Source organism: Flavobacterium fluvii (assembly GCF_900129545.1).
GTDB classification, from domain to species: domain Bacteria; phylum Bacteroidota; class Bacteroidia; order Flavobacteriales; family Flavobacteriaceae; genus Flavobacterium; species Flavobacterium fluvii.
The window spans coordinates 1-19,430 of the sequence record NZ_FQWB01000010.1 but is presented as its reverse complement, the minus strand read 5'-3'; the positions used below and the strand labels follow the sequence as shown (position 1 = coordinate 19,430).

At 37.1% G+C, this 19,430-nt stretch carries 18 protein-coding genes; 7 read left to right on the top strand and 11 right to left on the bottom strand.

Going from position 1 to position 19,430, the window contains the following annotated elements; genetic code table 11:
* Positions 1 to 52: 52 nt before the first annotated feature.
* Genes lepB through BUC16_RS16335 form a run of 5 tightly spaced genes read right to left on the bottom strand, consistent with a single transcriptional unit; the run spans position 53 to position 4,615 of the window.
* Positions 53 to 1,606, bottom strand: a complete 1,554-nt coding sequence (gene lepB / locus BUC16_RS16355) for a signal peptidase I (RefSeq protein ID WP_073371894.1) — start codon at positions 1,604 to 1,606, stop codon at positions 53 to 55.
* A 58-nt stretch (positions 1,607 to 1,664) separates the two neighbouring features.
* Positions 1,665 to 2,369: a 4-hydroxy-tetrahydrodipicolinate reductase gene (gene dapB / locus BUC16_RS16350; protein ID WP_073371893.1), complete on the bottom strand. Its 705-nt coding sequence runs from the start codon at positions 2,367 to 2,369 to the stop codon at positions 1,665 to 1,667.
* An 11-nt stretch (positions 2,370 to 2,380) separates the two neighbouring features.
* Positions 2,381 to 2,944, bottom strand: a complete 564-nt coding sequence (locus BUC16_RS16345) for a DUF5683 domain-containing protein (protein WP_073371892.1) — start codon at positions 2,942 to 2,944, stop codon at positions 2,381 to 2,383.
* A complete protein-coding gene (locus tag BUC16_RS16340) occupies positions 2,944 to 3,843 on the bottom strand; it encodes a ParB/RepB/Spo0J family partition protein (RefSeq protein WP_073371891.1) in 900 nt (299 codons plus the stop codon). Before BUC16_RS16340 ends, BUC16_RS16345 begins: the two co-directional genes overlap by 1 nt.
* 4 nt (positions 3,844 to 3,847) lie before the next feature.
* Positions 3,848 to 4,615: a ParA family protein gene (locus BUC16_RS16335; protein WP_073371890.1), complete on the bottom strand. Its 768-nt coding sequence runs from the start codon at positions 4,613 to 4,615 to the stop codon at positions 3,848 to 3,850.
* Between the two features lie 233 nt (positions 4,616 to 4,848).
* Here BUC16_RS16335 and BUC16_RS16330 point away from each other — a divergent pair, with 233 nt between their 5' ends.
* The 4 genes from BUC16_RS16330 (at position 4,849) to BUC16_RS16315 (ending at position 10,054) form a co-directional block, all read left to right on the top strand.
* On the top strand, positions 4,849 to 5,997 hold the full coding sequence (locus BUC16_RS16330) for a glycosyltransferase (protein ID WP_073371889.1): 1,149 nt from the start codon (positions 4,849 to 4,851) through the stop codon (positions 5,995 to 5,997).
* Positions 5,994 to 7,070 (top strand): glycosyltransferase, encoded by a 1,077-nt coding sequence (locus BUC16_RS16325; RefSeq protein WP_073371888.1) that lies wholly within the window; start codon positions 5,994 to 5,996, stop codon positions 7,068 to 7,070. The genes BUC16_RS16330 and BUC16_RS16325 overlap by 4 nt, the downstream gene beginning before the upstream one ends.
* A gap of 15 nt (positions 7,071 to 7,085) precedes the next feature.
* Positions 7,086 to 8,438: an O-antigen ligase family protein gene (locus BUC16_RS16320; protein WP_073371887.1), complete on the top strand. Its 1,353-nt coding sequence runs from the start codon at positions 7,086 to 7,088 to the stop codon at positions 8,436 to 8,438.
* A 218-nt stretch (positions 8,439 to 8,656) separates the two neighbouring features.
* The gene (locus BUC16_RS16315; RefSeq protein WP_073371886.1) at positions 8,657 to 10,054 is read left to right on the top strand and encodes an exopolysaccharide biosynthesis polyprenyl glycosylphosphotransferase; all 1,398 of its coding nucleotides are present in this window, start codon (positions 8,657 to 8,659) and stop codon (positions 10,052 to 10,054) included.
* A 2-nt stretch (positions 10,055 to 10,056) separates the two neighbouring features.
* Here the strand turns inward: BUC16_RS16315 and BUC16_RS16310 are convergent, their stop codons facing one another.
* Together BUC16_RS16310 and BUC16_RS16305 are read right to left on the bottom strand one after the other, a co-directional pair.
* A complete protein-coding gene (locus tag BUC16_RS16310; protein WP_073371885.1) occupies positions 10,057 to 11,190 on the bottom strand; it encodes a lipoprotein N-acyltransferase Lnb domain-containing protein in 1,134 nt (377 codons plus the stop codon).
* A gap of 25 nt (positions 11,191 to 11,215) precedes the next feature.
* Entirely contained in the window at positions 11,216 to 12,289 is a 1,074-nt protein-coding gene (locus tag BUC16_RS16305; RefSeq protein WP_502493384.1) for a putative type IX sorting system protein PorV2, read from the bottom strand.
* A gap of 191 nt (positions 12,290 to 12,480) precedes the next feature.
* On the opposite strand from BUC16_RS16305, the gene BUC16_RS16300 reads away from it, so the two are divergent.
* Together BUC16_RS16300 and BUC16_RS16295 are read left to right on the top strand one after the other, a co-directional pair.
* Entirely contained in the window at positions 12,481 to 13,191 is a 711-nt protein-coding gene (locus tag BUC16_RS16300; RefSeq protein WP_073371884.1) for a CDP-alcohol phosphatidyltransferase family protein, read from the top strand.
* A 7-nt stretch (positions 13,192 to 13,198) separates the two neighbouring features.
* A complete protein-coding gene (locus BUC16_RS16295) occupies positions 13,199 to 14,062 on the top strand; it encodes a glycoside hydrolase family 25 protein (RefSeq protein WP_073371883.1) in 864 nt (287 codons plus the stop codon).
* Positions 14,063 to 14,117: 55 nt separating this feature from the next.
* Here BUC16_RS16295 and lptB read toward each other — a convergent pair whose 3' ends face one another.
* The 4 genes from lptB to BUC16_RS16275 are packed head-to-tail and all read right to left on the bottom strand — an operon-like array spanning position 14,118 to position 17,020.
* Complete coding sequence (lptB, locus tag BUC16_RS16290) at positions 14,118 to 14,858, bottom strand: LPS export ABC transporter ATP-binding protein (RefSeq protein ID WP_073371882.1); 741 nt, start codon at positions 14,856 to 14,858, stop codon at positions 14,118 to 14,120.
* Positions 14,859 to 14,899: 41 nt separating this feature from the next.
* Positions 14,900 to 15,247 carry a carboxymuconolactone decarboxylase family protein gene (locus tag BUC16_RS16285; RefSeq protein ID WP_073371881.1) on the bottom strand — a complete coding sequence of 116 codons (348 nt, stop codon included), beginning with the start codon at positions 15,245 to 15,247 and terminating at the stop codon, positions 14,900 to 14,902.
* Complete coding sequence (tatC, locus tag BUC16_RS16280; RefSeq protein ID WP_073371880.1) at positions 15,231 to 16,055, bottom strand: twin-arginine translocase subunit TatC; 825 nt, start codon at positions 16,053 to 16,055, stop codon at positions 15,231 to 15,233. Before tatC ends, BUC16_RS16285 begins: the two co-directional genes overlap by 17 nt.
* On the bottom strand, positions 16,055 to 17,020 hold the full coding sequence (locus tag BUC16_RS16275; protein WP_073371879.1) for a KpsF/GutQ family sugar-phosphate isomerase: 966 nt from the start codon (positions 17,018 to 17,020) through the stop codon (positions 16,055 to 16,057). The genes tatC and BUC16_RS16275 overlap by 1 nt, the downstream gene beginning before the upstream one ends.
* Before the next feature lie 86 nt (positions 17,021 to 17,106).
* Here BUC16_RS16275 and BUC16_RS16270 point away from each other — a divergent pair, with 86 nt between their 5' ends.
* The gene (locus BUC16_RS16270; RefSeq protein ID WP_073371878.1) at positions 17,107 to 19,302 is read left to right on the top strand and encodes a RecQ family ATP-dependent DNA helicase; all 2,196 of its coding nucleotides are present in this window, start codon (positions 17,107 to 17,109) and stop codon (positions 19,300 to 19,302) included.
* Positions 19,303 to 19,430 lie beyond the last annotated feature (128 nt).

Genomic DNA, 19,430 nt, shown 5'->3' with positions numbered 1-19,430 from the left:
AAGTTCCAGATTTCAGGTTGGAACTTGAAACCTGAAATCCGAAACGTTTTAGTTATGCTTTATTTGCTTTTCTCTTTTTCCAAAAATATTCTCCAACAAAAAAGGCAAACAATGCAATCATGAAATATTGAAAATACGATTGTGGCTGACCGTCTCCGCCAACAGTGGTAAACAATCTTTCCCAACGGATTTTTCCAAATCCTTTGCCATTGGTGTCCCAGCTCATCCAAATGAAGACTGGTTTTCCCACGACATGGTCTGCGGGAACATAACCCCAATAACGGCTGTCTTCAGATCTGTGACGATTGTCACCCATCATCCAATAGTAGTTTTGTTTGAAGGTATAGGTTTTTGTTTTTTCACCATTGATGTAAATATCGCTGCCCTTGACTTCCAGTTTGTTATTTTCATATTCGGTTATGATTCTACTATATAAAGGCAAAGTCATAAAGTTTATGGCTACGGTTTTGCCTTCCTCCGGAATGTAAATTGGACCATAATTATCGCGATTCCATTTGTTGATATGTGGAAATATGCCGTCTTCAACACCTTTTGATATTTCTCTGGTCACGGCTGTAATTCCGGGAACATTTTTTAGTCTCTGAACACTGGCATCTGTCAAGGCACCCACAAATAAGGTGTCTCTGGCTTCACTAGTGAATCCAGCTCCGTCCGTCACGTCCATGTCTTTGAATAAATATTCAAAATCTATTGGTGTTTTTCCGTCCAAGGCTATTTTGTATGAGTATTGCGGTTTTGCTCTCTCAGGCAAGGTCAATACTTGACCGTTGATGTAAACAATTCCGTCTTTTATGGATAGGCTGTCACCAGGAATTCCAACACAACGTTTTACATAATTTGATTTTTTGTCAATTGGTTTGATGACGGCTTTTCTGTCGGAACGGTCAAAAAATTGATAAACAGTGTCCGCTGGCCAGTTGAAAACGACAATGTCTGAATGTTTTATTTTTTCGAAAGCAGGCAACCTGAAATAAGGCAATTGAGGCCAGCTTAGATAGGATTTGCTTTTGGTCAATGGAATCGAATCATGAACCATTGGCAAAGCCACGGCAGTCATGGGAACTCTGGCGCCATAATTCATTTTGCTCACGAACAAAAAGTCACCAACCAATAATGATTTTTCCAGTGAAGAAGTAGGAATGGTAAAAGGTTGTACCACATAAGTGTGAACCAATGTTGCCACAATAATGGCAAAAAGCAACGAACTTAATGTGCTCGCAGTTTGGTTTTCTGCATTCAAATTTCTGTTGGCTACATAATTTAATTGCTGCGTATAATTGACATAATAGATGTAAAAACCTAAGGTGGCGATGCCTAAAAAAGTGTCTAATGATGATTTTTTACCAAAACTTCTCAAAGTCTCCACCCAAATGACAGGAAACATGATCAGGTTGATAATAGGAATGAAAAGCAAAAGTGTCCACCAAGTCGGGCGACCGATTATTTTAAGTAAAACAATGGCATTATATACTGGAATGGCAGCTTCCCAACGTTTTTTGCCGGCAGCTTCATATATTTTCCAAGTTCCCAAGAAGTGAATTATTTGTACAATCAAGAAAAACACAAACCATTGAAATGCTGTCATACTATTTATGATATTAGATTTATTATATTAGATATTTTTATTGTCGTATTTCGAATATCTAAATTTGTACATTCAAAACGTCTCTCATAGTGAAAACACCGTGTTTGCCTACAATCCATTCGGCGGCAATTACAGCGCCAAGGGCAAAACCTTCACGATTGTGGGCGGTATGTTTGATTTCGATACTGTCTATTGGCGTATTGTAAGTTACGGTATGCGTTCCGGGAACAGTCCCGATTCTTTTGGCTTCGATATGAATCTCGTTTGATTGGGGAGTTTCCAATGTCCAATTGGTGTAGTTGCTGTTTTCAATTACTCCTTTTGCCAATGAAATGGCGGTTCCACTTGGTGCATCTAGTTTTTGGGTATGGTGAATTTCCTCCATATCCACCTTGTAACTGTCAAATTTCGACATCATTTTGGCCAAATATTCATTGAGCTCAAAGAAAAGATTTACACCCAAACTAAAGTTGGAACTCGAAATAAATCCTCCATTTTTTTCCTTGCAAAGTGCCAACATTTCGTCATAATGTTCCAACCAACCCGTAGTTCCTGAAATCACGGGAACATTGGCGTGGAAACAACTGGATATGTTGCTGACAGCAGCCGATGGAACACTGAAATCGATGGCTACATCAGCATTCGAAAGTCCTTCATAAGTATTGAATTCGTCTTTTTTCAAAACAATTTCATGTCCTCTTTCCGTGGCAATTCTTTCGATTACCTGTCCCATTTTTCCGTATCCTAAAAGTGCAATTTTCATTTCTTTGATTTCTAAAAATTATAATTAAATGTTAGTCCCACATTTGTCCTATCTGTTACATTATTCAAATAAATATTTGGTTTCAAAGACAAATTTTCATTTACGTTGAATTGTATTAAAGCTGCGTCAACATTGGCGTCGATAATGTTCAAAATATAAAAACCAATAACGAAGAAAGCGGACAAATCTCGATTTCGTTGGTAAAACTTTTGGGCAGATATTAAAGTTTCGTCGTCGTATCTTTCAAATTCTTCGGTTCTTCCCAAACCTTCCAATCTTCGTTTGTATTCGTCTCGATACTCGTTATAGCTTTTTTGGCTGTCAATGTAATAGTAAAGACTCGTTCCCATAGCTCCGTAAACAATGGGGATTTTCCAGTATTTTTTGTTGTAAGCTTGTCCCAATCCCGGTAAAATGGCCGAATAAAAAGCTGCTTTTGCCGGTGTCAAAGGGTCAATGTCATTCGATTTCAAGGTGTCTTTTGCAATCAAGGCAGCTTCTGTTTTCTTTTGCGAAAAAACGGTGTGGCTTCCTAAAAAAAAGAAGAGTAGACCTATGAAAAATATTTTATTCACTACCCTTTTATTAGTTTAATGATTCTGTTGAAGTCTTCTTCGGAGTGGAATGGAATGGTAATTTTTCCTTTTCCGTTTCCAGCCACTTTTACATCGACTTTGGTGCCAAAATAAGTGTTGAAGGTGTTTTTTTCGGTGTCGGCAATTTCAAACGATGCTGTTTTTGCTTTAGTTGCAGGCTTCGGTTTTAAACTTTCGTGATAATTTTTAACCAATGCTTCGGTATCGCGAACGGAAAGATTCTGGCTCACGATTTTTTGGTAAATATCGGCTTGAATGTCTTGGTTTTCGATGTTGATAATCGCTCGGCCGTGTCCCATGCTGATGAAACCATCCCTGATTCCGGTTTGGATAATTGGATCCAACTTTAAAAGTCTTAGATAATTGGCAATTGTCGAACGTTTTTTTCCCACGCGTTCGCTCATTTGCTCCTGTGTCAACTGGATTTCGTCAATCAATCTTTGGTACGAAAGGGCTATTTCTATGGGGTCCAAATCGTGGCGTTGGATATTTTCCACCAAGGCCATAATCAAGGATTCATTGTCGTTTGCAATTCGGATATAAGCAGGAACGGTAGTCAATCCAACCAATGTTGAAGCACGAAGACGTCGCTCACCCGAAATTAATTGGTACTTGTTGAATTCTAATTTTCGAACGGTGATTGGTTGAATAACCCCTAATTCTTTTATGGAAGTCGCTAATTCTCTTAAGGATTCTTCGTTGAAATTGCTTCTGGGCTGAAATGGATTGATTTCGATAGCGTTGATTTCAAGCTCGATGATATTTCCAACCACTTTGTCGGCATTTTTATCGCTTACGGATTTTATGTCGTTTTCCGGGTCTTTCAATAATGCCGATAATCCTCTTCCTAAGGCTTGTTTTTTTAGTGCTTGTGCCATAAATCTATTTGCTGTTTTTCTTTATGATTTCGTGAGCCAATTGTAGGTAATTTGTAGCTCCTTTGCTCGTGGCGTCATAGTTTATGATGCTTTCGCCATAACTTGGTGCTTCACTCAATTTCACGTTTCTTTGGATTATGGTCTCAAAAACCATGTCGTTAAAATGTTTTTGAACCTCTTCAACCACTTGATTGGACAAACGCAATCTGGAGTCAAACATGGTAAGCAGCAAGCCTTCGATATCTAAACTTGGATTATGAATTTTTTGGATGCTTTTTATGGTATTCAATAATTTACCCAAACCTTCCAATGCAAAATACTCGCATTGTATCGGAATTACCACGGAATCTGCCGCAGTCAAAGCATTCAACGTAAGCAAACCAAGAGAAGGCGCACAATCGATGATGATGTAATCGTACTCGTCTTTGATGCTTTCCAATGCTTTTTTAAGCATGTATTCCCTGTTTTCTTTGTCAACCAATTCGATTTCGATGGCAACAAGGTCAATATGGGAAGGGATTACGTCCACATTTGGAGCAGTACTTTTTATTATTGCCTCTTTTGGCGTATTGCTGTGCTCCAGAATTTGATAGGTTCCCATCTCGACTGTTTCTACGTCAATTCCTAATCCTGAAGTGGCATTTGCCTGAGGATCAGCGTCAATCAGTAATACTTTTTTTTCTAAAACACCTAGTGAGGCAGCGAGATTAATAGACGTTGTCGTCTTTCCAACTCCTCCTTTTTGATTAGCAATCGCAATGATTTTACCCATTTATTTTTCTAAATTTTGAACGGTAAAAATACAATTAATTATGGTTTCTGAAAATCTATTTTGTTAACAAATGTTAAGGTCTGATTAGTAGCCAATTTTTAGAAAATTGTTCTTGGAATTTCAATTATTTTTGCCCATTTTTCTTGAATGGAGTTAGTGACAAAATTTAATTTTCCCTTTGATAATGATTAGATTTAGCAATACATTTACGCTGGAAAAACTAATTCGCATAAATGAATTTTGTCATCATTACTCACGTGCCGCATATTGTGGAGCAGAATCACTATTTTGCTTACGCCCCTTATGTTCGTGAGATGAATATTTGGATTAAACAGGTCGATAAGGTGATTCTTGTGGCTCCTGAATCCAACTCCAGAAAAACGCCTATTGACATAAAGTACCATCACGAAAATATTGAATTCATTGCTGTTGAAGGTTTTGATGTTTTGGGTCTAAAAGCTGTTTTTGATTCAATTTTTAAAATACCAGGAATTTGTTGGAATATTTATTCCGCAATGCAAAAAGCCGATCACATTCATCTGCGCTGTCCCGGAAATATGGGTTTGTTGGCGAGTTTAATCCAGATTTTATTTCCAAAAAAGATTAAAACAGCCAAATATGCAGGCAATTGGGATCCGAAATCGAAGCAGCCCCTGAGCTATAAATTGCAAAAATGGATTTTGTCGAATACATTCCTGACTCGAAACATGCAGGTTTTGGTTTATGGAAAATGGGAGGGAAGTTCCAAGAACATCAAGCCTTTTTTTACCGCAACCTATCATGAAGTTGATAAGTTGCCCATTGTTCCTAAAAATTTGCAACAACAAATTTGTTTTGTTTTCGTGGGAACTTTGGTGTCGGGCAAAAATCCCTTGTATGCGATTCAATTGGTGGAAGCTTTATGCCAAAAAGGCCATAATGTTGCCTTGTCTTTGTATGGTGAAGGAGCGGAACGAAACAAATTGGAACAATACATTGTCGAAAATAAATTGGATGACATCATTTCATTGGAAGGAAACCAAACACATGAAATGGTAAGAAAAGCTTATGAACAAAGCCATTTCGTTATTTTACCGTCCGAAAGCGAAGGTTGGCCAAAAGCCGTTGCCGAAGGGATGTTTTGGGGTTGTGTTCCCGTGGCGACACCCGTTTCTTGTGTGCCTTTTATGCTGGATTATGGAAATCGTGGAATTTTGTTGGAAATGACCCGAGAGCATAGCTCGAACTGGCGTAGCAATTTGGAAAAAGACGCCTACCAATTGGAACTTGTCTTGAAAAATGAAATCGATTGTCAAGGCAAAAGTCAAAAGGCGAGTGATTGGTCCAGAAAATATACCCTGGATGTTTTTGAGGATGAAATAGAAAAATTGTTGACACGATGAGAATACTCCAAATTATAGATTCTCTTGAGGCTGGAGGTGCCGAGCGAATGGCCATAAATTATGCCAATGCACTTGCCGATGCAATAGAGTTTTCGGGATTGGTGGTAACCCGAAAGGAAGGTGCACTTTTGAATCAGGTGAAAAAGGAAGTTTCTTATTTGTATTTAAACAAGAAAGGAACGATTGATATAAAAGCGGTTTCTGCATTGCGAAAATTTGTGGTAAAAAATAAAGTGGAAATAATTCATGCACACAGTACTTCCTTTTTTCTGGCTTTTCTTTTGAAATTATCCTGTCCTTCGATAAAATTAATTTGGCATGAACATTATGGAGCTAGAGTAAATGAATCCAGAGTTGATAATTTAATATTGTTTTTTACTTCTTTCTTTTTTACTTCTGTTTTTGTAGTCAATCATCAATTGGAAGATTGGGTCAAAAAAAAGTTATTCGTTAAAAAAGTCTTTTATATTCCTAATTTTGCAGCATCTGATGAAAATCAGCCCAAAGTTACAGTTATGAAGGGAGAAATAGGTAGACGTATTGTTTGTTTGGCAAATTTAAAAAAACCAAAAAATCATATTGCTTTATTATTTGCTTTCGAAGAGTTGAAACTAAAAGATTTAGGTTGGAGTTTACATTTGATAGGGAAAGATTATAATGACGAGTATTCAAATAATATAAAAGAGTTTGTGTCTGAAAAGAATTTAAAAAAAGCTGTTTTTATTTACGATTCTCAAAATGATATACAAAATATTTTATCTCAAGCTACAATAGGGATTTTGTGTTCAACAAATGAAGGGTTTCCAGTGTCCTTACTTGAATATGGGTTAGCTAAATTGGCTGTAGTTTCTACCAATGTTGGATATTGTTCCGAAATCATTAAAGATGATATTAATGGGTTGTTGTTTAATCCTTTAAATAATGGACAAGTTAAGAAACAACTCTATAAAATGGTTTTAGTAGATAAAGTACAAAGAGAAGTATTTGCTTTACATTTGCATAATTTAGTTTTAGAAAATTATTCAAAAGAGAAAAGTGTTCAATTGTTATTATCAAAATACAATTTGCTTTAAAAGCAATAGTTTTATATGAAAAAAGACGAAATCTTGTATCTCAATTTAATCCTGTTCCATGTCGGAATTGGATTTTTGGTGTTTGTATTTCCTTTTTTTTCAAAAATATACGGATATTTGATTTTTATATTGTGGGCTCTTTATATCATTAAAAAACAAAACAAAAATAACGAAGCCTTGATGGCTGCTGCTTATGTAGTGGGAAGCGAAGTTTTTTTGAGGATGACACATGGTAATCCTTTGTATGAAATTTCGAAATATGGGGTAATGGTCTTTATTTTTTTGGGAATGTATTTCAGCGGATTTTCGAAAAATGCCACGCCCTATTGGATATTTCTATTATTGTTGATTCCCAGCGTGGTATTGACGACTTTTGTGTTGGATTTTGATACTGACATCAAGAATACCATCGCTTTTAATATTTCGGGTCCCGTATGTTTGGGAGTGTCGTCGCTTTATACTTTTAGACGAAAGATTCCTTTGGACCAAATAAATTCCATCCTTCTTTCAATGGGTTTGCCTATTGTTACTTGTATGGTGTATCTAACTTTTTATACTCCAAATATTAGAGACGTCATCACCAGTACCCAATCCAATTATGAAACCTCTGGAGGATTTGGTCCCAATCAAGTGGCTACCATTTTGGGAATGGGAATGTTTATATTCTTTTCCAGAATAATTTTGGAGTCCAAGACTAAATATCTGGTCATCATTAATTTAATCATTGCCTTGAATATTACTTATCGAGGAATGGTTACTTTCTCGCGCGGGGGAATGGTTACGGGTTTTTTGATGATTATATTATTGGTATTCTTTCTCTACACTAAATCTAATTTTGCCGGAAGGGTAAAACTAAATTATTTGATTGTATTGTTGTCTATCGCCATGACGGCAACATGGGCATACACTTCTTTTCAAACAGGAGGACTTATAGACAAGCGTTATGCCAATAAAGATGCGGCAGGAAGAGTTAAAGAAAGTAAGTTTACAGGAAGGGAAGAAGTTGCCAAAGGTGAAATCGATGTTTTTTTGGATAACCCAATTTTTGGCGTTGGTGTTGGAAAAGGAGTTGAAGTTCGAGAAGCCAAAACCGGGGACGGCACTTTGTCACATGACGAGATTACCCGAATGTTGGCGGAACACGGTACTTTAGGAATTATTGGATTGTTGATTCTGTTTTTTACGCCCTTAGCTTTGTATCTGGAAAACAAATTCAACATGTATTTATTGTGTTTTGTGGCCTTTTGGTTTTTTACCATCAATCATGCAGCCATGCGAACGGCCGCCCCGGCATTTGTTTATTCTTTGTCTTTGCTCAATGTTTATTTTAGTGAAATTCCTAAAAAGAAGATCGTGTCGGACTCATAAAGACAATACAATTTTATAAAGAGGCAGCTTGATGTTTTTTGGATAGAAAAAGAATACTTTTTCAACTAAATCGAGAATGAATCCTTGCATGAATTAAAGATAATTTACCCTATTCAATTACTTTGACTGAATAAAATTGCAGTTTGCCGAATTTTTAATGATTTCATTGGATGTTTGTGTAGATTTGTTTTTCTTTATATAGAACCAGTAATTGAGTAATGAATAAAAAAAGCAACAAAATACATTTTGAAGTATCTGAAAGGAAAGTGCTGTTGCGTTTTTTTGATATTGTTTTCGTTTTTTTGGCATTACATTGTGTCGGAATTGTTTTGAATTTGGAGTATTTGGAATCTTCAACTACTCATTTTTATTATGCCGCCGTTCTTGCTTTTTATATCAATGGTGTTGGGACCGTTTTTGAAATGTACGATTTGCAGGTTGCCAGTAATCAATACCAAGTGTTGAAAAGTAGTATTCTCACTGTCTCTACCACTGTTTTGTTTTACTTGTTGACACCTGTTTTTTCTGCCGAATTGCCTTCAAACAGGTTTCAAATTTTAATCTTTTATTTTACGGTAATTTTGGCCTTGGTTTTATGGAGAACTTTTTATGTCAAATTTTTGGCTTCCAATAGATTTGTGCAAAATGTTGTGTTGGTTTGCAATCAGGAGCAAGTGGAAGAGTTGGTCAAGGAACTCGAAAAATCGGATCCTCATTATCGAATAGTTGCTTATGTTAATACAGTAAGTAACAACGATGCTCGGCTTGAATATCATTTGGTACAGCTTCTTGAAATTAATGATTTGGTTGCATTTGTTGAGGAAAACAGCCTTTTTGAAATTGTTGTTGCCTCACATAAAACGGATGATATTACCGTTGAATTGTACCAAAAATTACTTCATTTATTGGAAAACGGAACGACTATTCGCGAATATACCCAAGTTTATGAAAATAAAACGCAGCGTATTCCCGTGCATTACATAACCAGGGATTTTTACAAATTTTTTCCTTTCAATAGAACCAACAATAATCAACTGTATTTGCTGAATTTAAAAATTATGGAAACCCTAATTTCCATATTGGGAGTGTTGTTTGGAATACTTATTCTCCCTTTGGTATTAATCGGGAATGCCATTGGCAATAAAGGAAAATTATTTTATACCCAAGAACGAGTGGGAAAAAACGGCAAAATATTCCAGATTCTCAAGTTCAGGACCATGGTTAATAATGCCGAGAAAAGTGGTATTGTTTTTTCGACTTCCAACGATAATCGAGTGACTGCTTTTGGTAAATTTATGCGTAAAACCAGAATAGACGAAATCCCGCAATTTGTTAATATCTTAAAAGGCGATATGGCGGTTATCGGACCAAGACCCGAACGTCCTTTTTTTGTCAAGGAAATTGCCGAAATAATGCCTTTTTATGAAACCCGACACATTATAAAACCAGGGCTTACGGGGTGGGCGCAAGTCAATTATTCCTATGGTGAATCAATGGAAGACAGCTTGATAAAACTGCAATATGACTTGTATTATATCAAACACCGAAGTCTTTTTCTGGATTTGAACATTACCCTCAAAACCATCAGCACGGTTTTATTTTATCGAGGACAATAGTTCTAAATTACTACAGGAATTCGTTTGCTGTTTTGGATGGCCGTTTTTACCAACAATGTCATGCTCGTCAGTATTAAAGGCAACATAATCAATAAATGTATCTTGTTCAACATAAACGCAACGTAGATAAAGAGGAAAAGAATATTCAATACCGATAAATTGATAATCCATTTTTTGTTTTTGGTGTAAAGAAAATAGAGTAATACGAACAATAGTGGATTGAATAACAAGGTGTTGTAGTTGTTGGCCAACTCTTGGTGAAAGGAATAAAATCCCATAAATCCAAAAAATAACCCCAACAATCCCATTATCGAAAAGTAAAATACGTTAATGCTTTTCTTGTTTATGACTACAATAAATCCAAGCAACAAGATGAAGGTGTAAATGTTGTCCCACCAAGAGCTTGGTGCTTCTTTTTTGAACTCCAAAAGGTTTATGCTTTTCTTGCAAAGTGGGTGGTTTTTAAATTGAGTTTGTTGCAAACTTTCATGCAGTTCCAAAGGCAGGAATATCCGTGTCCCATAATCGTCCACTTTACTCCCGAAGATAATGCTGGTGCCCAATTTTTGATAAAAAGAATTGTCAAAATAAGGGTAAAGAATGGTTCTGTAGGTTTTATCCGTGTCATTTTTTTTAAAAACCACATTCGACCCCAATGTTTTGTTCAGGATTTCGACAACCATCGAAGTACAGTTTCTGTCGATGAATTTATAGGTGTAATAGCGCTCTTCCGAAGCCAAGACCGAGTTTAAATTGTTGAATAAATTTTGTTTGTAAACCGCGGGTATAATAAGTTCCTGTTCGAAAACACTTCTTTGTTCGTAGTTGTATTGATCCATAAAATCTGAAAAAGAATGAGCAATGACAAAATACTGTAAATCTCCTTTGGCGAATTTCGCGACAAAATTGGGCGTGGCAAAATCAAAAGCGCCATAATTGTAAACCACATCCAGATTGTTGTCCGTGTCTGTTATTCTAAGGGCGGTATGTCCAAAAAGAGAATAAGATTCGTTGCCGGTATCACAAGTAATGATGCTGATACGAGCGTTTTTGGACAACAAGATTTCTTGGCAAAAACTGCTTGTCGAAGTGATTAGCAATGCGAAAAAGAATATTTTTTTTACTAATGAATTCATCTATGAAGGTATAAAAAGAATAAAATTAATTTCTAAACTGTCCCAAATCCACTTTTACAGAAAAAATATTCGAATACAAAGCGGCACTTTGGTTGCCTAAATCAGTCAAGGCATAATCAATTTGGATACCCTTGTATTTGAATCCCAAACCGATATTCGGTTGAAATCCCACTTTTTTGGTATTGTCTATTTGCTGTATGTTTTGAAAATTCCCCAGGCCGGCACGCAAGAAAACCAAGTCGGTGTAACCAAATTCAAAACCCAGCGCAGGATCAACACTTGCAAAATCTGTTGAAATGATATCGTTTGTTTTGGTAAACAACATATTGATGTTGGCGGCAGCCAAAAGACTGTAATCATAACGAATAATGAACTTTTTGGACAATCCAAATTGTGCTTTTGGAGCCGTAATCTCGGTGCTTTCGGGCAGTTCCTGATTTTGTCCCGGAATAGCGTTGGCAATCTTTTTGTATTCGGCTTCGTCAATGCTCCAAACATTATAGGTGGTCGTAATATCGCGAAGCATCAAGCCAAACTGCCAATCGTTATTTTCGAATTGTATTCCGGCATCAAATCCAAAACCCCAAGAGCTGGCAAATTGTCCAATAATTCGGCGAATCACTTTGGCATTGACTCCATATTGAAATCCGGGAATTTGCAGTTTGCGGGCATAAGAAAAAGTAACACCATAATCGGCTGTGGAAAAAAGACTGATGCGATTGTAGTCGATGTTGCCTTGATTGTCGATTAATTCAGTTGTATTCATGATGTCGTCTACTCCAAAACGGATCAGGGAAACGCCCCAAGCGCTTTCGTCGTCGATGGGTTTTGCGTAAGCGATATAATCGTATTGGGCAATATTGGCAAAATAATTGGCATGCATCAAGGATAGTTCGTGGTCTTCCAGATGAATCAATCCGGCGGGATTCCAATAACCGGAATTCACGTTGTTGGTATGCGAAGTCACGGCGTTTGCCATTCCCAATGCTGCGGCATCGACTCCAATGTTCATAAATTCATTCGAATACTTTCTTACCGTTTGCGCATACGAACTGGCGCAAATCAAAAGGAGGAAGAAGAAAGGAATTTTTTTTAGCATTGATTGTTTCTCAGACTGAAGTATCGTTTAATTTTTTCCAAAAATATAATTTTTTAATGAGCTTAGTCCTCTCTTTGGATAAATAATGACTGCCAAAGAAGCTGTTGTTGAAAATCTCTATTAAAAAACGCACTTCTCATTCAGTTATTATATTAAATTTGTCCACTTCGAAACATTTAATCTACCAAACGATGCAAATAAAAAAACACATTCCGAATATAATTACGCTGTTAAATCTTTTTTGCGGTTGTATTGCCGTAGTTTTCGTGTCGGAATTAAATTTTGAAATGGCTTTTTATTTTGTTTGTCTGGGTATTTTTTTAGATTTTTTTGATGGATTTTTCGCCAGATTGTTCAAGGTGGCCGGAGAACTTGGTTTGCAATTGGATTCTTTGGCAGACATGGTTACCAGCGGAGTAGTTCCAGGGTTTGTAATGTTTTGGTTGTTGCAGCAAACTCAAAATCCTGCAGCTCCAATCTTGATTTTGCCGTATTTGGGTTTCATCATTACTTTGGGTTCTTGTTATCGTTTGGCCAATTTCAATATTGACACTCGTCAAACGGATTCTTTCATTGGTTTGCCAACACCTGCCAACGCCTTGTTTATATTGAGTTTGCCGCTGGTTTTAAAATATTCCAATTCATTGGTTGTTTTCGATATTCTGACGAATCAATGGATTTTGTTGGCTATCACTTTATTCAGTGCTTACATCCTGAACGCCGAAATTCCGTTGTTTTCCTTGAAAATAAAAGATTTTAGTTTCCAGAAAAATGCCCTTCAAATCGTCTTTTTGGCTTTGTGTGTTTTGTTGCTGGTTTTCTTCCAATATTTGGCAATTCCGTTGGTTATCGTTACTTATGTTTTGTTGTCGGTTATCAACAACAAGTTCCTGAAAAAGTAGTTTTTCAATGAGGCCAACCACCACACGAAAAAAAGCCGTAATTAAAAGAAAACCACGAAAGAAAGCTTCTTTTTTCTCTGGAAAACTGTTGCGTTTTTCGATGATTGGATTTTTTGTTTTGCTGTTTCTTGGAGTTTGTTATCATTATCGCAATGGATTGGCTTACTATTTTAGTTTTAAATCACATAAAATAAGTTACGAAGAAGCCGAAGCCAAACGCATTTCGGATGTTCGCAATTACCAAGTTTTGGAAAATCACCAAGGCAAGGCAATTGGCATTGATGTTTCCGAGTTTCAGGGAAAAATAGACTGGACTTTGGTCGAAACTATTGAAGAAGATCATCCGTTGGAGTTCGTTTTTATTAGGGCTACTGCTGGAAACGACAGGGTAGATGGTCAATTTGAAGATAATTGGCTTGGTGTCAAAAAACGAAAAATGATCCGAGGGGCTTACCATTATTATCGTCCCAACGAAAATTCATTGGAACAAGCACAGCTTTTTATAAAAACAGTTCGTCTTCGCAAAGGCGATTTGCCTCCCGTTTTAGATATTGAAAAACTGCCTAAAGGACAATCCTTGGATAGCCTGAAAATTGGATTGAGACGTTGGTTGAAAGCCGTGGAGGCTCATTATAAAGTCAAGCCCATTATTTATACAGGAGAGAAATACTACGATGATTTCTTGAAGGAAGATTTCTCGGATTATCTTTTTTGGATTGCCAATTATAATTTTTATCGAGAGAAAATAGAGGAGGATTGGTTGTTTTGGCAATTTACGGAAAAAGCTTCCGTGTCGGGGATAAAAGGCAATGTGGATGTCAATATCTATAATGGCGATGTGGAACAGTTGCGGTTTATTACGATGGAATAGTTGGTACAAAAAATCCATTCATGTCGAATGGATTTTTTGTGCTTTAAAATATGCTTTAAAACTCCAATTTCTTTTTTCTCAATTCGAAATTCTGTCCTAAATATACTCTACGTACCATTTCGTCTTCCACCAATTCTTCGGGAATACCGGCTTTTAGAATACCTCCTTCAAACATAAGATAGGTTTTGTCCGTGATGGCAAGGGTTTCCTGCACGTTGTGATCGGTGATCAGGATTCCAATGTTTTTATTTTTTAACTGGGCCACGATTCGTTGAATGTCTTCCACGGCAACTGGGTCAACACCTGCAAAAGGTTCGTCCAACAAGATGAATTTGGGGTCAGTGGCCAAACAACGAGCGATTTCGGTACGACGACGTTCTCCTCCCGAAAGCAAATCGCCACGGTTGGTTCGAATGTGTTCCAAGCTAAATTCGGCAATTAGGCTTTCCATTTTGGCTTCTTGGGCTTCTTTGGGAAGGTTGGTCAATTGCAAAACGCTCAAAATGTTGTCTTCAATACTCAGTTTTCTAAAAACGGAAGCTTCTTGAGCCAAATAGCCAATTCCTTGTTGGGCTCTTTTGTACATTGGATAGTGGGTAATGTCTAAATCGTCCAGATATATATTGCCCATATTGGGTTTGACCAATCCCACGATCATATAAAAAGAAGTTGTTTTTCCAGCACCATTTGGACCTAAAAGCCCCACAATTTCGCCTTGATTCACCTCTACGGAAATGCCTTTGACAACGCTTCTCCCTTTATATGTTTTAATTAAATTTTCGGCTCTTAACTTCATTTTTATTTTTTTATATAGTTAGCTGTTGAAACACTTTTTGATTATTCAACATTTTCCAATTCTTCCCAAAACTCATAGGCTCTGCGCAAATGGGGTATTACAATTGTTCCGCCTACCAAGGTGGCAATTCCCATGGCTTCCATCATTTCTTCTTTGGAAATGCCTTCTTTATGACAGTTTTCCAAATGGTATTTCACGCAATCATCACAACGCAACACCGTCGAGGCCACTAATCCCAAAAGTTCCTTGGTTTTTACGTCAAGCGCTCCTTCGGTATAGGCATTAGTGTCAAGATTGAAAATTCGCTTTACAATTTTGTTGTTGTCTGCCAATAATTTTTCGTTCATTTTAGAACGATAGTCATTGAATTCTTTAACTAAGTTTCCCATTTTTTCTCTGTAGGTTTTTATAAACAATGGCAGAAATTATCACGCTTATTTCGAAAATAATCAACATTGGTATGGCTACAATAGTTTGACTCACCACATCTGGAGGAGTAACTATGGCGGCGATAATTAATACAAGCACGACAGCGTATCTACGGTATTCTCTTAAGAAAGTAGGAGTAACTAATCCTAGTCTTGTCAGGAAATAAATGATTATGGGTAATTCAAAAAATAATCCGCTGGCGATAATGGATGTTTTTACCATGCCCATATAGGAATCCAGTGTAAATTGGTTTTTTACCATTTCACTCACGGTAAAGGTGGCCACAAAATTGACCGACATGGGAATAACGATGAAATAGCCAAAAAGCACTCCCATAAAAAAAAGTAAAGAGGAAACAAAGATGAATGCTCGTGCGTTTTTCTTTTCTTTTTCATACAAAGCCGGGCTGATGAATTGCCAAATTTGCCATAGTATATAAGGGAAAGCTAAAATAAAACCTGCCAGAATACACATCCATACAAACATGTTGACTTGACCTTCCATTTCTGTATTTTGGATAATAAAAGGCAATTCTTCAATGCAAATACTTTCGCCAAAATTTAATTGATGCGATAAATCACAAAATAAACGATAAGTATAAAACGAAGGTCTTGTAGGTCCAAAAATTATAGTGTCAAATAAATAGTCGCTTATAAAATAGGTTGCAAATGCCATTATTAAAACGGCAATCGTGCTTCTAACCAACAACCATCTTAATTCTTCAAGATGGTCTAAAAACGACATTTCTTTAAGTTCCTTTTTTCCCATTATATGATTCCTTCTTTTAAAATGTCATGTAAATGCAACACGCCTTTGTATTCGCCATCGTCAACAACGATTAATTGCGTGATGGAAAAATCTTCCAGGATGTTCAATGCATCTACAACCATAGTAGTGGATTGTATCATTTTAGGTTTTTTTGTCATGATGTCTTTGGCAGACAAATGGGTAAAAGTGTCGTTGTCGTTCAACATTCTTCGGATATCTCCATCGGTAATGATTCCGATTACTTTTTCGTTTTCTACCACGGCGGTAACTCCAAGACGTTTTTCGGATATTTCGAAAATTACTTTTTTTATGGGAGCATCAGGTGTAACCATTGGTTTTAGCGAGTTTTCAAGCATGTCTTTCACTCGAAGCAATAGTTTTTTGCCCAAAGCGCCACCAGGATGGTATTTGGCAAAATCCTCGCTGGTAAAATTTCTCAAATGCATCAAGCAGACGGCAAGCGCATCTCCCATGACAAGTTGAGCCGTGGTACTGTTGGTCGGAGCCAGATTATTTGGACAGGCTTCAGCATCAACGGTTGTGTTCAAGACATATTTGGATTCTTTTGCCAAGAAAGAAGTCGTGTTTCCGGTCATGCCAATTAATTGGTTTCCGAAATTTTTCAATAAAGGAATGAGTGCTTTTATTTCGGGACTATTGCCACTTTTTGAAATGCAAAGGACAATATCATCGGGTTGCACCATGCCCAAATCGCCGTGAATGGCCTCGGTGGCATGTAAAAAGATGGATGGCGTTCCTGTTGAATTGAACGTGGCTACCATTTTTTGGGCTATAATCGCACTTTTTCCAATGCCTGTGACAATCAATCTTCCTTTAGAATTAAAGATGATTTGTGTTGCTTCGGCGAAGTTAATGTCAATAAAATCAATCAGTTTTGCGATGGACTCACTCTCGGAAAGAATGGTGTTTTTTGCTGAAATTAGTATATTTTCCTTTGTGTCCAAAATAGAATTGTTATAAAAATTTGTATGTATAAAAGAAATTAGTATCTTTAGTGGTGCAAATTTAGATAAAATACCATTAATAAAGAATGAATTCAAACGAAATTGATATCCACAAAGAATTAAAGAAGTATTTCGGCTTTAACCAATTCAAAGGGTTACAAGAACAGGTCATAAAAAGTATCCTCAACAAGGAAAATACTTTTGTGATTATGCCGACGGGAGGAGGAAAATCACTTTGTTACCAATTACCTGCCTTGATTCAAGAAGGAACGGCCATCGTTGTTTCTCCACTGATTGCCTTGATGAAAAATCAAGTAGACGCCATTCGAAGTTTATCTTCCGAAAATGGAATTGCCCATGTACTTAATTCCTCGTTGACCAAAACAGAAATTGCCCAAGTCAAAAAAGACATTACCTCTGGTTTGACAAAACTTTTATATGTAGCTCCAGAATCCTTGACCAAGGAAGAATATTTAAATTTTCTTCAAACGGTGCCCATTTCTTTTGTCGCCATTGACGAAGCGCATTGCATCTCGGAATGGGGACATGATTTCAGGCCGGAATATCGAAACTTGAAAGGAATTATCAAGCAATTGGGAGATGTTTCCATCATAGGTCTTACGGCGACAGCCACTCCAAAAGTGCAGGAAGACATCCTTAAAAATTTGGATATGTCTGATGCGACAACTTATAAAGCATCGTTCAACAGAGCTAACTTATATTACGAAGTACGTACAAAAACAAAAAATATTGAATCGGATATTATTCGTTTCATCAAGCAACATAAAGGCAAATCGGGAATTATTTATTGCCTAAGCCGCAAAAAAGTGGAAGCCATTGCCGAAGTTTTGCAAGTAAACGGAATTAGTGCCGTGCCCTACCATGCAGGATTGGATGCCAAAACGCGAGCCAAGCATCAAGACATGTTTCTTATGGAAGACGTGGATGTGGTGGTGGCTACGATTGCCTTCGGAATGGGAATTGACAAGCCTGATGTCCGTTTTGTAATTCATCACGATATTCCAAAATCATTGGAAAGTTATTACCAAGAAACAGGTCGTGCCGGTCGCGATGGAGGCGAAGGTCATTGTCTTGCGTATTATTCGTATAAAGATGTAGAAAAACTCGAAAAATTCTTGTCTGGCAAACCGGTTGCCGAACAAGAAATCGGTTTTGCCTTATTGCAGGAAGTCGTGGCTTATGCCGAAACATCCATGTCGAGGAGGAAATTTCTTTTGCATTACTTTGGTGAAGAATTCGATAACGAAACAGGTGACGGTGGCGATATGGACGACAATGTCCGCAATCCAAAAATTAAGGTGGAAGCCAAAGACCAAGTCGTCAAGTTACTCGAAGTGGTGCGCGATACCAAGCATATTTATAAATCCAAAGAAGTGGTGTTTACCTTGATTGGTCGTGTCAATGCAGTGATAAAAGCCCACAGAACAGATGTTCAACCTTTTTTTGGTTCGGGTGTCGATCATGATGACAAATATTGGATGGCATTATTGCGCCAAGTATTGGTGGATGGATTATTGTCCAAAGACATCGAAACTTACGGCATTGTAAAAATCACCAAGAAAGGATTGGATTTTATCAAAAAACCAACTTCGTTCATGATGTCTGAAGACCACGAATACAATGAATCAGAAGATGAAGCTATAGTAACCGCAGCAAAATCTTCAGGTGTAGCCGACGAGGTTTTGATGGGGATGCTGCGTGACTTGCGTAAAAAAGTGGCCAAAAAATTGGGAGTTCCTCCTTTTGTGGTTTTCCAGGATCCTTCATTGGAAGACATGGCTTTGAAATACCCCATTTCCATGGACGAGTTGATCAATACCCATGGAGTTGGAGAAGGAAAAGCAAAAAAATACGGCAAGGAATTTATTGCGTTAATAAGCCAGTATGTGGACGACAATGATATCGTTCGTCCAGATGATTTGGTCGTGAAATCAACAGGGGCCAATTCCATCAATAAATTATACATTATCCAAAATATTGACAGGAAATTGCCGCTTAGCGATATTGCTTCCTCCAAAGGATTGTCCATGGAGGCCCTGATAACGGAAATGGAACAAATCGTGAATTCCGGCACCAAGCTAAATATCAAGTATTGGATTGATGAAATGTTGGACGACGATCAACAAGAAGAAATTCACGACTATTTTATGGAATCGGATTCCGATAATATTGAGGTTGCTCTGAGGGAATTTGAGGGTGATTATGATATAGATGAATTGCGCTTGATGCGAATCAAGTTTATCAGCGAAGTAGCTAATTAATTTCAGATTTCAGATTTCAGATTTCAGATTTCAGATTTCAGATTTCAGATTTCAGATTTCAGATTTCAGATTTCAGATTTCAGATTTCAGATTTCAGATTTCAGATTTCAGATTTCAGATTTCAGATT